This is a genomic window from Corynebacterium sp. (assembly GCF_030532715.1).
Lineage (GTDB): Bacteria > Actinomycetota > Actinomycetes > Mycobacteriales > Mycobacteriaceae > Corynebacterium.
Window position 1 is genome coordinate 74670 of the sequence record NZ_JAUNKO010000004.1, and the last position, 13277, is coordinate 87946.

At 59.3% G+C, this 13277-nt stretch carries 12 protein-coding genes; 5 read left to right on the plus strand and 7 right to left on the minus strand.

Annotated features, from left to right (window positions below; translation table 11 throughout):
- Window positions 1-18 precede the first annotated feature (18 nt).
- Window positions 19-846 carry a dienelactone hydrolase family protein gene (locus Q4D83_RS07275; RefSeq protein WP_303174289.1) on the minus strand — a complete coding sequence of 276 codons (828 nt, stop codon included), beginning with the start codon at window positions 844-846 and terminating at the stop codon, window positions 19-21.
- Window positions 847-981: 135 nt separating this feature from the next.
- Between Q4D83_RS07275 and glmS the strand changes: the two genes are divergently transcribed.
- The 3 genes from glmS (at window position 982) to Q4D83_RS07290 (ending at window position 4549) form a co-directional block, all read left to right on the plus strand.
- On the plus strand, window positions 982-2847 hold the full coding sequence (glmS, locus tag Q4D83_RS07280) for a glutamine--fructose-6-phosphate transaminase (isomerizing) (RefSeq protein ID WP_303174291.1): 1866 nt from the start codon (window positions 982-984) through the stop codon (window positions 2845-2847).
- Between the two features lie 167 nt (window positions 2848-3014).
- Window positions 3015-3791, plus strand: a complete 777-nt coding sequence (locus Q4D83_RS07285; protein WP_303174293.1) for a DUF4261 domain-containing protein — start codon at window positions 3015-3017, stop codon at window positions 3789-3791.
- Window positions 3792-3874: 83 nt separating this feature from the next.
- Entirely contained in the window at window positions 3875-4549 is a 675-nt protein-coding gene (locus Q4D83_RS07290; RefSeq protein WP_303174295.1) for an NUDIX domain-containing protein, read from the plus strand.
- Between the two features lie 39 nt (window positions 4550-4588).
- On the opposite strand, the gene Q4D83_RS07295 is transcribed toward Q4D83_RS07290, so the two are convergent.
- A complete protein-coding gene (locus tag Q4D83_RS07295; RefSeq protein WP_303174296.1) occupies window positions 4589-5170 on the minus strand; it encodes a DUF4274 domain-containing protein in 582 nt (193 codons plus the stop codon).
- Window positions 5171-5593: 423 nt separating this feature from the next.
- On the opposite strand from Q4D83_RS07295, the gene Q4D83_RS07300 reads away from it, so the two are divergent.
- The gene (locus Q4D83_RS07300) at window positions 5594-6838 is read left to right on the plus strand and encodes an NAD(P)H-hydrate epimerase (protein WP_303174298.1); all 1245 of its coding nucleotides are present in this window, start codon (window positions 5594-5596) and stop codon (window positions 6836-6838) included.
- On the opposite strand, the gene Q4D83_RS07305 is transcribed toward Q4D83_RS07300, so the two are convergent.
- Window positions 6833-7609: a MerR family transcriptional regulator gene (locus tag Q4D83_RS07305; protein WP_303174299.1), complete on the minus strand. Its 777-nt coding sequence runs from the start codon at window positions 7607-7609 to the stop codon at window positions 6833-6835. The two genes, Q4D83_RS07300 and Q4D83_RS07305, sit on opposite strands and share 6 nt — an antisense overlap.
- A gap of 196 nt (window positions 7610-7805) precedes the next feature.
- On the opposite strand from Q4D83_RS07305, the gene Q4D83_RS07310 reads away from it, so the two are divergent.
- Window positions 7806-8324, plus strand: coding sequence for a hypothetical protein (locus Q4D83_RS07310; protein ID WP_303174301.1), 519 nt, complete (start codon window positions 7806-7808; stop codon window positions 8322-8324).
- Between the two features lie 55 nt (window positions 8325-8379).
- On the opposite strand, the gene Q4D83_RS07315 is transcribed toward Q4D83_RS07310, so the two are convergent.
- The 4 genes from Q4D83_RS07315 to Q4D83_RS07330 are packed head-to-tail and all read right to left on the minus strand — an operon-like array spanning window position 8380 to window position 13184.
- Window positions 8380-9906 (minus strand): hypothetical protein, encoded by a 1527-nt coding sequence (locus Q4D83_RS07315; RefSeq protein WP_303174304.1) that lies wholly within the window; start codon window positions 9904-9906, stop codon window positions 8380-8382.
- Between the two features lie 33 nt (window positions 9907-9939).
- Window positions 9940-10710 (minus strand): MerR family transcriptional regulator, encoded by a 771-nt coding sequence (locus tag Q4D83_RS07320; RefSeq protein WP_303174305.1) that lies wholly within the window; start codon window positions 10708-10710, stop codon window positions 9940-9942.
- Window positions 10711-10719: 9 nt separating this feature from the next.
- On the minus strand, window positions 10720-12333 hold the full coding sequence (locus tag Q4D83_RS07325; protein ID WP_303174306.1) for a hypothetical protein: 1614 nt from the start codon (window positions 12331-12333) through the stop codon (window positions 10720-10722).
- Window positions 12330-13184, minus strand: coding sequence for an ABC transporter ATP-binding protein (locus Q4D83_RS07330; RefSeq protein WP_303174307.1), 855 nt, complete (start codon window positions 13182-13184; stop codon window positions 12330-12332). The genes Q4D83_RS07325 and Q4D83_RS07330 overlap by 4 nt, the downstream gene beginning before the upstream one ends.
- Window positions 13185-13277 lie beyond the last annotated feature (93 nt).

Consider the following 13277-nt stretch of genomic DNA (forward strand, 5'->3'; position numbering starts at 1 on the left):
CCCGTGATGATTGTGGGATTACAGTGTGGTGAGGTCGACAAGCGGGGCAGGAGCATCGGCCATGTTTTCCACATGCTTCGCCTGAACTTCCAACGCGGAAAACGGCGCGTACTTTTTCTCGCCTGCAACCCGGTGGAGCAGGAACCCGGTGATCAAGCCGCGTGCGGTTTCCTGGGCGGAAAACTCCGGCCAACCTAATCCGGTGACAGCTTTGAGCAACACCGCCTCGGAAAATCCATGCTGAGAAGCTTTGGTAATGCGGCGGTACACCGCTTGCCCCTTCCAGGCGCGGGCCAAGGCGGCAGCGTTGCCGCTGGTAAACACGGATTCCTTGCCGGCGTCGAGAATCATGCCCGGCACATCTATGGTGCGGGCGGCGGACTCGGCGGACGGGCTGGTCACCGCAGGATACAAGGCCACTACCGCGCGGATTTTCGGGCGTCCAGTGGCGGCCAGCACCGCGCAACCCGCACCCATGCCGTGGCCAACAAACCCGAGCTTTCCGGGCGAGACAGTAATTTTGCCGCTGCCTAATTTTACGCCGGCCGCGATCTGCAACGCCGATTCTAAATCTGCGGCGAAGCCGCGGTGGCTTGGGGCAATCCCCTGTTCCGTATTCGGGGCTGCCACGACAATACCCCAGCTGGCAAGGTGCTTCAGGGTGTTGTGGTAGCGGGAAATATCGGTCATCCAATCATGCCCAAACGCCACCGCCGGCAGCCCCGCGCCCTCCGCCGGGGTGTACACCTTGCCCGGCAGGCCCGCAAACTCAAGGTCGCCCACGAGCACGCGGTGGGGGCCGCGCTTGCTTAGTTTAGGAAGTTGCTTTTTCAGATTCTCAGCCACAATGTTTAAGGATAGTTCAACCGTGATCGAGGCGGGAGACTTGCAGCAACCACCACGGGAAATAATAATGCAACGATAAGGGGTAGAAGCTGCGGTTTCCTTGAAAGTCAGCCGGTTTGCATTATTCTGTGGGCCATGTGTGGAATTGTAGGATACGTTGGCGGCCACGATGGCCTGCAGATTGCTTTAGGTGCGCTGAGGCGCATGGAATACCGCGGTTATGATTCCGCAGGTATCGCCGTGGTTGACGGCGATTGCCGCTTTCACACGGTCAAGCGGGCCGGGAAGCTGGCAAACTTAGAGGATCGGATCGCTGAGTCCGGTGAAGGCGCGTTCCGCGGGCACGCCGCCATCGGGCACACGCGATGGGCCACGCATGGCCGGCCGACCGATGTGAATGCCCACCCCCATGTTTCTTTCGATGGGAACGCCGCGATCGTTCACAACGGCATTATTGAAAACTTCGCCCCACTGCGGGAACAGCTGGTTGCGGCTGGGGTGGAGCTTCAAAGCGACACCGATTCGGAAGTGGCAGCGCACTTGCTGGCGTTGGCGTACAACGATGGGGACACCAAGGGCGATTTTGAGGCCAGCGTCTTGCACGTGCTGAACCAGCTGGAGGGCGCGTTTACGCTGCTATTCCTGCATGCGGATCACCCCGATACGATTATTGCGGGGCGGCGTTCCACCCCGTTGATGGTGGGCGTGGGTGAGGGGGAAACGTTCCTCGGTTCCGACGTCGCCGCGTTTATCGAATACACGCGCGAGGCGGTGGAATTGGATCAGGATACCGTTGTGGTGCTCAGCCGCGACGGATATCGGCTCATGGATTTCCAGGGCAACCCCGCAGAAGGCAAACCATTCACCATTGACTGGGACTTGGCTGCGGCGGAGAAGGCCGGCTACGACTCCTTTATGATGAAGGAAATCCACGAGCAGCCCGCCGCGGTGCGCGACACCTTGGCCGGGCACTTGGTGGATGGCCGCATCGTGTTGGATGAGCAGAACTTAACCGAAGCGGATTTAAAGGCCGTCAACAAGATCTTTGTGGTGGCGTGCGGTTCCGCTTATCACTCTGGCCTGCTGGCAAAGTACGCTATTGAACATTGGGTGCGAATCCCGGTGGAGATTGAGGTAGCCTCCGAGTTCCGCTACCGCGATCCGGTGCTGGATTCCCGCACGCTTGTGGTGGCCGTGTCCCAGTCAGGGGAGACGGCGGACACGCTTGAGGCGGTGCGCCACGCGAAAACCCAAGGCGCGAAGGTGTTGGCCGTGTGTAATACGAACGGTTCGCAGATTCCGCGGGAGTCCGATGCGGCGATTTACACCCACGCGGGCCCGGAGATCGGGGTGGCTTCCACGAAGGCGTTTTTGGCGCAGGTGGCGGCGAACTACATTGTTGGTTTAGCGTTGGCGCAGGCCAAGGGCACCAAGTACCCGGATGAGATTGCGGATATTTGGGCGGATTTGGAGGCTATCCCCGCCAAGATTGAATTGTTGCTCAACTGCGAGGCGCAGGCGCGTGAGATCGCCGAGACGCTGGGTCCGATTCCCACGATGCTGTTTTTGGGGCGTGGCGTGGGATTCCCCGTGGCGTTGGAGGGTGCGCTGAAGCTGAAGGAGTTGGCGTATATCCATGCGGAGGGTTTCCCCGCCGGGGAACTTAAGCATGGCCCGATCGCCCTGATTGAAGACGACCTTCCGGTGGTTGTCGTGGTGCCCAGTCCACGCGGCGTGAAAGTGCTGCATTCGAAGATCGTGTCGAATATTCAGGAGATTCGGGCGCGCGGCGCGAAGACCATCGTGATCGCGGAAGAGGGCGATACTGCCGTGGAGCCGTACGCGAACTGGCTGATCAGCATTCCGGAATCCTCGTCAATCATGCAGCCGCTGCTTGCCACGGTGCCGCTGCAATTCCTCGCCGCGTTTATTGCACGTGAGTGCGGTAATGAGGATATTGATAAGCCGCGCAACCTAGCGAAGTCCGTGACCGTGGAATAGCGCTTTTCGACGCCCCACCTCCCGCACCCAGTGCGCCCTCGTGTCGCGAGGCCACTGACCCCGTGCGGGGGGTTTCGCGTGTGTAGGGGTGCGTGCACAATCCTTTTGGCAACAAATTTGATATGGGTGGTGGAGTACCCAAATTACCCACGTGGAAGGAAACTTTGGTGTCTGTGGCAATGGCAATGCTCCTCCAGCACGAAGCCGATCTGGGGGTTACCGAAGACGAATTGAAAAACCAGCTCGCTGAAGACTGGCCAGACCTTGATGTTTCACAATTTATTCGCTCGGAATCAGAGGACGGCGTGCTCGCCTTCACGTTTGAAGGCTACGTGGTCATGGTGGGTTTGGTGCAACGTCCCATGCGGGAACTCAATCACATTAGCGAGCTTTGCGCCGCCAGCCGGCTGTGGCCCGATGAAGTTGCCTTCGACACGGACTACCAAGCACACACGTTGGTCAGCGTCGCTGGCGTTGGGGACGGCAATGAACTGGAGGCCGCGGCGCTACTCACGCGGGTCATTTGCTCCCTCATTGCCATAGCGCCCCACGGCTTTGCCGTGTTTTGGGAAAGCGCCCAACATTTGGCGTATCCGGGGTTCGTGCGGGAAATCGCCTTGCAGGAGCTGCCGCGTCCGCTGCCTGCCATCTGGGTTTCCTACAACATTGGCCCAGGGCCGGACGGCAATATCGCGGCGCTGACGGTTGGGCTGGAGCGCCTGGGTTTGATGGACGTCGAAATCCCCGAGGTGGATGAGCCGGGGCGCGAAACCCTTGAACTGTTGTTCAGCACCGCGGGCTACCTTATGGAGTACGGTTGCGTCATCAAAGACGGCGACGTTATTACCAGCACCGACGACATCACCATTCGTGCGGTACACGGGCCGTCGATGCTCTCCGCCGACAAAACCGTGTTGCAGCTGCATAAACAACCCGCGCGTTAACGTTGGTGCGGCGGGTGTCGGACAACACATGTACACGATAAGGCGGGGTAATGGCCGTCACAAATGTTACGCTTTTACCAACTATGAGCTCTGCATCGGATTACCAGCCCCCCGTTCTGACAGTTGACCTCGTCGCGTTTCGTGTCGCCGCGAGCCAGCTGGAAGTGCTGCTGCTGCAACGCGCGGCCGAGCCATTCGCCGGGGAGTGGGCGCTGCCCGGCGGGTACAACTTCAAAGGCGAAACCACCATTGAGGCGCTCACCCGGGTGGCGTACGACAAGGTGGGCCTCGACGTGGCCAAAGACCTTGGGTTTTTAGAACAGCTCTACACCTTTGACACGGTCGCGCGAGACCCTCGCGGGCACGCCGTTTCTGTGGTGTACCTCGGATGCGGATCCAATTTTGCCCTGCATAACGGCAACCATCAACACCAGTTCTGGCGGGTTGATGAGCTGCCCAGCTTGGCGTTCGACCACGCCGATATTATCCGCTACGCGCGGGATCGGCTGAACTCAAAAATGTCGTACAGTAACGCCGTGGCCGGGCTATTGCCAGCAGCGTTTACCCTGTCGCAGCTACAAACAGCGTACGAGGCGGTGCGCGCGCGGCGCCTTGATAAGCGAAACTTTCGGAAGAAATTCCTCAGCCTGAACACCATCCACGAAACCGGCGGTGTTTGGCGGGAAGGCGCCCATCGTCCCGCAAAACTCTACGCCTTTAACTCCAAAGCCTTGCAGGTGTTTAACGCGCCGTTTTAGCGCCAAGGGGTGCGCGGGCGCGGCGGTGCGTTACGGCGCCTACGAGTGCTGCAAGTCAGCGGCAATACCCCAGAGTTGACCGGCGGTGGTATCAATCTCCGGGGATTCGAACTCCGCGGGTAAATCGTGGAGGAATTCGCCGCGATGCGCCTTGGCGTCCAACTGGGTGAGGAATCGGGCGTGGTCTTCGGTGATCCCATCGCCGGGGGCATGGGCGGGGTGCCCAAAGCGGGTGGCAATGTATTCCGGTTCCGAAAGCCAGAACAGCATGCGGGCGGTGCGGATATCGCAAAACGGGTTGTTGATGATCTGCTCGAGTACCCAAAAGCCATCATCAAAGTTGTAGTCCTTGGCCAGGTAGTGCAACTCCTCCGGGCTGGTGATACCAGCAAATTCGCCGCGCACTTCCTCCTGGAAGGGGGTGAACCCCACCTCCCGTTGGCGGCAGTGGGCGGCGAAGAGTGCCCGACAGCCGGGCTCGGCGCTTTCCTCGGTGATTTCGAAATCTTCCATGAGTTCGCGGAAGTCGTGGTCGTCGAGATCAACGTAGTAGTCGTCCCCGGCGACGCAGGCACGTATGTGCAAGAGATCTAGTTCATGCTTACGAGTCTGCGTGATCATGGTGATACCTCGATCGACATAGTTCGTAGGTGTGCGGCAAGTGACCTCATTGTAAGCGGTGTGCAGTCGCGGCTAAAGCGCAACCGATCGTCGCACTCGGAAGTTTCCAATACCGCCAGTGTTGCATTGCGCGCGACCTACCTATCGAATTTTGCTGAACCGCTGATATTAAAACGGCAAGATTAAGTTGATAAGTCTCTAAAATTGTATTGCTTGGCATTAAGAAGTTTATATGTTGATGCTGAAATCGTTTCTTGTCGCGCCCAGGCTTGTACGTGAATACTAGTCATATGCGCAGCTAGAATGCTCATTCGCGGCCGAAGTGTCCAAGCGTATATTGCTCCTCAACATTGCTCAAATTTGGCACGCCGAAGAGCTAAATGATCGCCTACTTTGTGCCCATGGAAACTATGATGTATCGCTATGGAGCCGTTGTTTCCTGCTGAACTTGTAGACCCGCTTTTGAAGGAAAGCTTTGCCCAAAATGGGGTAGGGGTACTCGATCGAACTCATCAGGGCGGCGGTCATCTCATACCAATCGAGCGTCGAATAGCGGACGTTGTGGTTGCGGCGCTCAGCGGGGGCAGGCACGTGCTGTATCCGCGGCGCGTGCTGCTGGTGGCCGGCTCTGGTTGGCGCGGCAGCATCGGCCTCATTAGCGCCGTGGAATTGTTGGGGCGGGGGATTGCCGTGGAGGTGTTTTTTGCGGCGGGCGGGTCGAAGCAACTCCGCACCCTGGAATTCCAGCGCTACGTCAACGCGGGCGGCAAGGTGTTTAACTGGCTGGAGGCCTTTGACACGGATTCCATGGGCGTGGAATTCGACCTCGCCGTCAACGCCCTCGATCTCGGCGATGAGTTCGAATACCACACGGTGCTTTCGTTGCCCACCGTGGCGATCGGAGTGCCTACCGCCCAGTGGAAAGCGGAATGCTCGGTGGCGATTGGGTGGGCCACCGTGGAGCACATGCAATTCGGCGGGCGGGTGTTTATTGCCAACGTGCCAGTGGAAAGCCCGGGGCGTTCCGAAACGTACGGCGTGCGGGTGGCGCGCAGGGACGCGGCGTATTTAGGCATCGAAGGCGTCAAAGAGCTGCGCGAACCTCGACTCCAGTTTTTCGCGCGTAGCCATGTGTCGGTGCTGCCGGCGCGAATCGGCATCGTAGGGGGGACGCTGCAACGGCGGGCGGCGCATGTGCTTCCCGCATTGGCCGCCCAGCGTTACGCCGGCGTTGAGGTGAGCATTGTCGGGCGGGTGGACCAGTCCCCGCGAGATATTCCCGAGGCGCTCGTCGCCGGATCATTAGAACAGGTTAGCGGGCCGCCGCCGGATTGCTGGATTCTTGTCGACGGCGCGAGCCCCGCCCAAGTCGCGGAAGTGAAACGTAGCGGTGTGCCGTGGTGGGACGGGCGAGGAGACCGCATCATCAGCCCCGATTTTCAAGTGTTCCCAGGACCGATCACCACGATCCGAAGCGCCGATCAAACCATCGTGGTGGATACGGAACTACAACGAGTGCTTGGTCCCGGTGCGAAAGATGTCCTGCTCGGATTACTTGCCGTCAGCGACAATCCCGTCATGGCGGTGCTTGCCTGGGCGGAGGCTGTCGCTGCGGTTGGCGAGCCCTGGCGCTTCGTCTCCGGGAGCCGCGTCGTCGAGAAGCTATAGGTCCGTTTTGAGGCGGTCGAAGGCCATATTTACAAAACGGCGGTGCCCGGCGGAGGGGGCGGCGGACAGGCACAGCAGGCGAACCGCGCGGTTATTGGCAAGGCGGCGGGCGTTCTCAATTGTGGACGGCGGCGGATCGCCATAACTTTCAAGGATGGCAAAGAGCCGGTCGACGAGTTGAGCGCATAAAGGTTCGGTTAGGATGCCGCCGGTGGGGTCCGCGAACTCGACGTAAAAATCCGCGACCTCCTGGTGGTTGACGCGGGAGAGGTAATACGAAAAATCATCGTCGATAAACCCGCGCTGGGCGGCGAGCTCCACCAGCATCCGTTCCCGGCGAAACAAGCGCAATGCCTTCGTGGAACCGGAAGCTCGAATGCGAGCCACGATCTCGTCATAGCTTTCGGCCAGCGCATCCGGCAGAAACGACTGCTTGCCCGCAGCCACCTGCTCCCGCAACGCCAACAACCGTTGACGCTGTGCCTCCAGGGAATCGATACGGCTGGTTAAGGACTCAATCGCATCATCCAAAGCGCCGACATCGTCCGATGGAATCTCCCGCGAGGCTTCCTGCAAGTGACGGGGAACCTCTGCGAGCGGAATACCCGCAGTAGTCAATGTGCGGATGCGTACCAGCAGCGCAACATCTTCAAAGCTGTAATTCCGCCATGCACCGCGTTGCGGCGGTATCGGCAGCAGGCCGATCTGATGATAATGGCGAATAGTGCGCACCGACACGCCCGCGATCTCTGCCACCGTAGAAACCCTCATAACGCCATTGTGGGGTGTGACGCAGGGTCACAGTCAAGGGGCGGCGCCGTCGTCGGGCCAATCGGCGTTGAAGGCCAATACGTTACTGAGCGATTGGCCTCAGTCCGGCGCCTTTGGCGCTTGTGTCACAATACGTGAAGGCTGTACAAAAACGGTGTAGCATCTGAGAAGCGCGCTGTTATCGTCGTGCGCAGTCATGTTGGCACTATCAATACTCACTCATAACGGGAAGGGGAATGAGATTAAAGCTTGGTATAAAGCATCACGATCTTGCATGGTCGAATGCGAAAAGATCAGCAACAAGGAGCTGATCGCAGCCATTGCCTCCGGCAAAGTAACTGAGCTTATCCCGCCAGAGCAGTTTAATGCTTTGGAGCGGAAGAAACAGTGCAGCAGAATCGTCAATTTTCTCATGGCAGCCCTCTACGCGGTAGTTTTCGAGGGATTGTTGGCCCTAGTTATTGGAACCCCATTGTATTTCTTGTGGGGAGTTGAGCGCCTCGAATTCTGGGTACTGGGATATTTCGCCCTTGTGTTCGTTTTATACCTGTCAAACCAGTGGGGCGGTACTTCGCAATACAATAAGAATGTTCGGTTGTATGCGAAGTTTTATGAGCGTTTTCGCAATGCCGCCCGTGCCGCCAGCCAGCCCGCGAACGTTGGTGAGGTTGTGCAGGCGGACGTTCCGGTTCGAAATACCGACCGCGCTGCGTAGCCCAAGCTTGTAATCGAAAATCCCAGTGAGCGCATGCCGCCGCTGGGGTTTTTCATTAGCAGTGCAGGTCGCGGTGCCGATAAGCAATGGCGCCGACGAGCGCGCAGCCGAAGCCGATGCACACTAGCATCACCGCCGCAAATGTGTGTTCGTGCGCTGGCCAGGCGAATAGGGAGGCGTCTTGGAGCCAAGTGGGGAAATCCATTAGCGCGCCGAAGAAGGTAATAAAACCGGACGCCGCGACTGGTATCCACGCTAGGACTGACCAGCGTAAAGAGCATCCCGTAACGAGTGTGGCAAATCCGGTGGCGGCGATAGCTGGGGGTGCTTGGTCGAGGATTGATTGCCATGCGGCTTCGAACACGTCTGCGTTGGTGGAAGCGTCCGCAACAATGGCGCAAAGGGGAGCGATTATGGCGACCATACCCAATGTGACCGCCACGGCCGTGCCGAAATCGGTAAGCAGCGGGCGGTGGCGTGTATTTCCATTAACCACCTCCTGGGTGATCACGCCGCTCCGCTCATCGCGCGCCGTGGCTAACGAGATTTGTACCGCAGCGCAGGCGATCAGGATGCCCACGGGGGTGGCGATGAATCGCAAATAGCTCGCTTCGGTCTCGGCATCATTGGTGATGGATTGCATTAGCGCGGCGGTGTTTGGGGACCTTTCAAGCAGAGCATTCATTTCGCCGGTGAGGGCGAAGAGCGCGCCGGTAATAATGGTGATCGCTACGAACCAATGGTTGATGACATTTCGCTGATTTCGCATGCGGAACGGGTACGGGATGCGGGCCGTCCAGGTGGCATGGAGGTCACGCGGAACCAAGAGCGGCGCGTAGCAGACCAGCGTAATTCCGAGTGCGGCGACGAGTGGCCAGGCGTGGTCCTGTTCGAACGGTTTAACCAGGTCGCGCCAAGCGAGCGGGGAGCACCAACGCAGGCGGGGAACATCCCACACATCCGCAACGACGCGGAGGAAGAACGCCCCAGCCAGGGCAATCAACGCTGCACTGCGGGCTTCCCGAGCCGTCCGCGCCCATTGCGCACACAGCATGCCGACGCCGCCGAAACAGCCCGTAGCAAGCGCCACTGTCTTGCCAAGCAGCAGGCAACTATAGAAATCAAAACCCTCCAGGTGGAGATTCTGCGCATACAACGCGAGCGTGCTGGCCACGCCCAAGATGCAGCACGCGAGTAATACCATGGCCGCCGCCGCTAAGTTCGCGGTCGCCCGGCCCAAGCCTGTCACGCGCACAACCTCAAGGATTCCGTCCTCTTCGGCGGCGCGCGTAAGGCGGATGGCAAGGAGCAATGACATGATGCAGCCCAGGAGGATAACCCACATGCCGGTCTCCCACATGGTGAAGCTTGGAATGGTGAGCGGATCTGGGACCACGCCGTACAGTACTCGCAGTCCGAGCTGGCCGCGCATCGGATCGGCGAGGCGTTTGAGCTCCTCGGCGTTCGGGTAGGTGTCGTAGTACGCGCGCGGAACCACCGCAATCAGGGCGGTCAGCGGCAGAATCCACCCGGCGAGAAACCATCGGGTGGAACGGAAATTACAGCGGATAAGCTCGAACATAATGCGATTATCCGGTGTGACGTAGCGTCGCAATCAAGGGGTGGTTGCGCAGTTATCGAGGTATTCTTGCACGCGAGGCAGGATCAGCTCAATGTAGCGTTGGTGTCCGGCGGCGGGGTAAGCGACGCGGGCTAGGAGCTGCGTATTGTTGCTTCGTGCCATGCGGCGGACCGGGCCGATAAGTCGTTGGGGCAGGGGGCCGTTACGTTCAAGTATTTCGAACGTATAGTCAATTAGTTCGTGGCATTGTTGGTCGGTCCAACCCGGCTTGCTGAGCGCCAAAAAACGGCTGTAGAACCCGATAATGTCTGCTGCGTCTATCTGATCGAAAAACGTATAGTAATCCGAATTGAAAAGGCCGAGGCGGATGGCCAGCCGATCGAGCTGGCGCTTACGTCGCAGCAGCGGCAGCGCCTGTTCGTAGCCTTCGGCGTTGAGTAATTCTTCCGCACGATCGAAGAGGGTATCGATGTTGGGTGGGAGCGTAGTTTCGCCGGAGGTGGTTGTGTTCTTGCATAATGCTTGGAGCCGGTGGCGTTGCTGCTGGAGTTTGGCAATCTGGGCGTCGATACGAGAAATCGCGGCGGCACAGGTGCTGTGATAGTTCTCGCTGACGTCAATTTCCTGGAGCGGGACGCCGGCCTCCGCGAGCGCGCGGATATATACCAAGCGTTCAAGATCTTGAATACTGTATGCGCGCCATGGGCCGCGCCGCTCTGGGATCGGCAGCAGCCCTACGCTGTGGTAGTGGCGGATGGTTCGCACGGAAACGCCCGCCAGCTTTGCAACTTCCGAAATGCGCATATGTTCACCTTATGTGCAGACTAGGTCCCGGCGATTCCGCAGCAACGTACCAGCCACTGTGGTGATGAGGCCGATGCTCACGAGCGTGAGTGCACCGGCCCACTGCGTGGTGCTTTCGTGATGCGCGGCCCAGGCGAATACGGAGGCATTGAGTAGCCATTCGGGGAATTGGAATAGTTCGCCGAAATAAGTGATCACGCCGGATACTCCAAGGACCGCCCATGGCAGGGGCGTAAGCCGGGTAGATAATCCAATGCACAGCATTGCGATCCCGGCGAGAGCGATCAGTGGTGGCAGTTGGTCCAGCACCGCCCAAAACGCCGCGCTGGCGATTTCGCTGGTATCGGCAGCATCGCCGTGTTCTGAACGTATGCTCCAATCCGTGATGCGTGCGGCGAGCGGTGCTGCGGTGAGCGCGGTTGCCGCACCTGTCAATACCGCGATGCCCCAAGTGATCAGCAAGGGGCGGCTCCTCCGGGCGCCCGCGGTAACTTCAAGCGTGAGGGTGCCGGTGGTTTCATCACGCTGGGCTGCCAGCGTCGTTTGGATCGCCGCGCAACTGAGCAGGATTCCCAGCAGCGTGCCCATCATGCGCACGAATACGCTGCTGAGCTCTGTATCGCCGAGAAGCTGCGTCATGGACTCCATCATTTCGGTGCCAGCCATGGCGAGCGAATCCATCTCGCCTATGAGTGCGAATAGTCCGATTGTGATGGCGATAATGCTGAATGCCCACCACAGTGCCGTGGCGCGGTTAAGCCGCCAATGGAGTGAAACCGGATTGAATGCATGCTCGCTGATGTGGTTGGTTTTAAGGCGCACCGTACGGGCTCCCCAGAATGCACCAACATCGCGCGTGAGGGCCAGTGTCGGAGCGTACAGGCATGCGATTATCAGGACGAATACGGCAAGCGGCCACACATTGTTATCGAGGTAGGGGTCGATGATATGCCGCCAACCAAGCGGCGACAGCCACCGCAACCAGGAGAAATCGTACACATCGGCGAATACGCGGAGGGTGTAGGTAATGGCCAGCACGCTGAGCCCGGCGGCGCGTGCGCTGCGTGCCGTTGGAGTGAGTTGGGCGGCGAGCAATCCGATGCCGCCGTAGGTGGCGAGCATCAATGCGATACCGCATCCACACAGCACACTCGGGAAGAGTTCAAACCCCTCGATTTTGATCGCTTGTGCGTACAGGATGAGTGCGCATGATAATCCGAATATGCCGCTGGCCAAGAGGGTCGCGAGCGCGGCGGCAGCGACCGGGGTACGATTGCTGATCCCCGTCACGCGGATCAATTCAACGATCCCGTCCTCTTCCATCGCGCGCGTGAGCCGAACCGCGAACAGGATGAACATGACGCCGCCGAGCAGGCCCAGCCAGATCCATAATTCCCACATTATCCATGTCGCGTACCCGAGCGGTTGCGGCGCGTGGCCGTACATAATCAATGTTCCCAGGCTTGAGCTAATTGCCTGCCCGAGTGCGGCGACTTCATCTGAATTTGGGTTCGCCGCATAGAGGGCGCCCGGCGACGCCGCGAGCAATGCCAGGAGCGGCACCGCCCACCCCAGCAGGAACCCAAGGTTGGTTTTGAAAAACACTCTGATCAGCGTGCTCATGATGCCTGTTCCTTGTAATGGTCTAGGAAGATGTCGTCCAAGCCGGCGCTGGTGCAGGTAATTCCGGTCGCCGAGGCATTCAGGAGTTTTTGCAATTGATTCGGAATCTCGGCGGCGGGGTAGAGGCGGTCGTGCACGCTGCCGTCGGGGAGCGTGGCCACGATTCTGGAGCCTCGGAGGTGAGTCAGCTCCGACAACCGCCCCGATTCCACTAGTTTTCCGGCGCGGATAATGCTGATGTCATCGGCCAGTTCTTGCACCTCCGAAAGGATATGGCTGGACAATAACACCGACGCGCCTTCGGCTACGCGTTCCCGCAAGCATGCCCCAAACTCACGTTCCATGAGCGGGTCGAGGCCTGAGGTGGGTTCGTCAAAGACCAAGACATCCGCGTCGGCGGCCAGCGCGGCGATCAGCATGACTTTTTGCCGATTCCCTTTTGAATACGCCCGAATTCGCTTCGACGGGTCGAATTGAAAGCGTTCGATCAATTCGGCGCGCCGGGCGGGATCGTCCCCGTGACGTCGATTCCGTAGTCGCGCGAGCGTCGCTAGTGCTTCCGCGCCGGTGAGGTGCGGCCATAGTGCGACATCGCCCGGCACGTATGCGACCCTCCGTGTCGCCGCCGCTGGGTTTCGTGTTGGGTCGTGTCCGAGGAGGCGCAGCGTCCCTGCGTCTGGGCGGATCAGCCCCAAGAGGGAACGGATCGTTGTGGACTTTCCGGCACCGTTCGGCCCAAGAAACCCGTGCACGGTGCCCGCCCGGACCCGCAGGTCCAAATGGTCAACGGCTGGCACGCCGCCGTAAATTTTTACCAAACCAGTAATTTCAATGGGAAAGGAATCGCTCATGCCACCATTCTCAGGTGTAACGCTGCGTCTTAGTCAAGCCCCGTCTGGGGCCTAGGAGTAACTAAATCCCACCCCAAAACAAATTGTGCACAA

Bases quoted from the DNA above. Each gene is read 5' to 3' on its own strand.
- Q4D83_RS07290 (WP_303174295.1), top strand. From the start codon at position 3,875: ATGAGCTCTGCATCGGATTACCAGCCCCCCGTTCTGACAGTTGACCTC.
- Q4D83_RS07320 (WP_303174305.1), bottom strand. From the start codon at position 10,710: ATGCGCATTTCGGAAGTTGCAAAGCTGGCGGGCGTTTCCGTGCGAACC.
- Q4D83_RS07295 (WP_303174296.1), bottom strand. From the start codon at position 5,170: ATGATCACGCAGACTCGTAAGCATGAACTAGATCTCTTGCACATACGT.
- Q4D83_RS07330 (WP_303174307.1), bottom strand. From the start codon at position 13,184: ATGAGCGATTCCTTTCCCATTGAAATTACTGGTTTGGTAAAAATTTAC.
- Q4D83_RS07315 (WP_303174304.1), bottom strand. From the start codon at position 9,906: ATGTTCGAGCTTATCCGCTGTAATTTCCGTTCCACCCGATGGTTTCTC.
- Q4D83_RS07310 (WP_303174301.1), top strand. From the start codon at position 7,806: ATGTTGGCACTATCAATACTCACTCATAACGGGAAGGGGAATGAGATT.
- Q4D83_RS07325 (WP_303174306.1), bottom strand. From the start codon at position 12,333: ATGAGCACGCTGATCAGAGTGTTTTTCAAAACCAACCTTGGGTTCCTG.
- Q4D83_RS07300 (WP_303174298.1), top strand. From the start codon at position 5,594: ATGGAGCCGTTGTTTCCTGCTGAACTTGTAGACCCGCTTTTGAAGGAA.
- Q4D83_RS07305 (WP_303174299.1), bottom strand. From the start codon at position 7,609: ATGAGGGTTTCTACGGTGGCAGAGATCGCGGGCGTGTCGGTGCGCACT.
- glmS (WP_303174291.1), top strand. From the start codon at position 982: ATGTGTGGAATTGTAGGATACGTTGGCGGCCACGATGGCCTGCAGATT.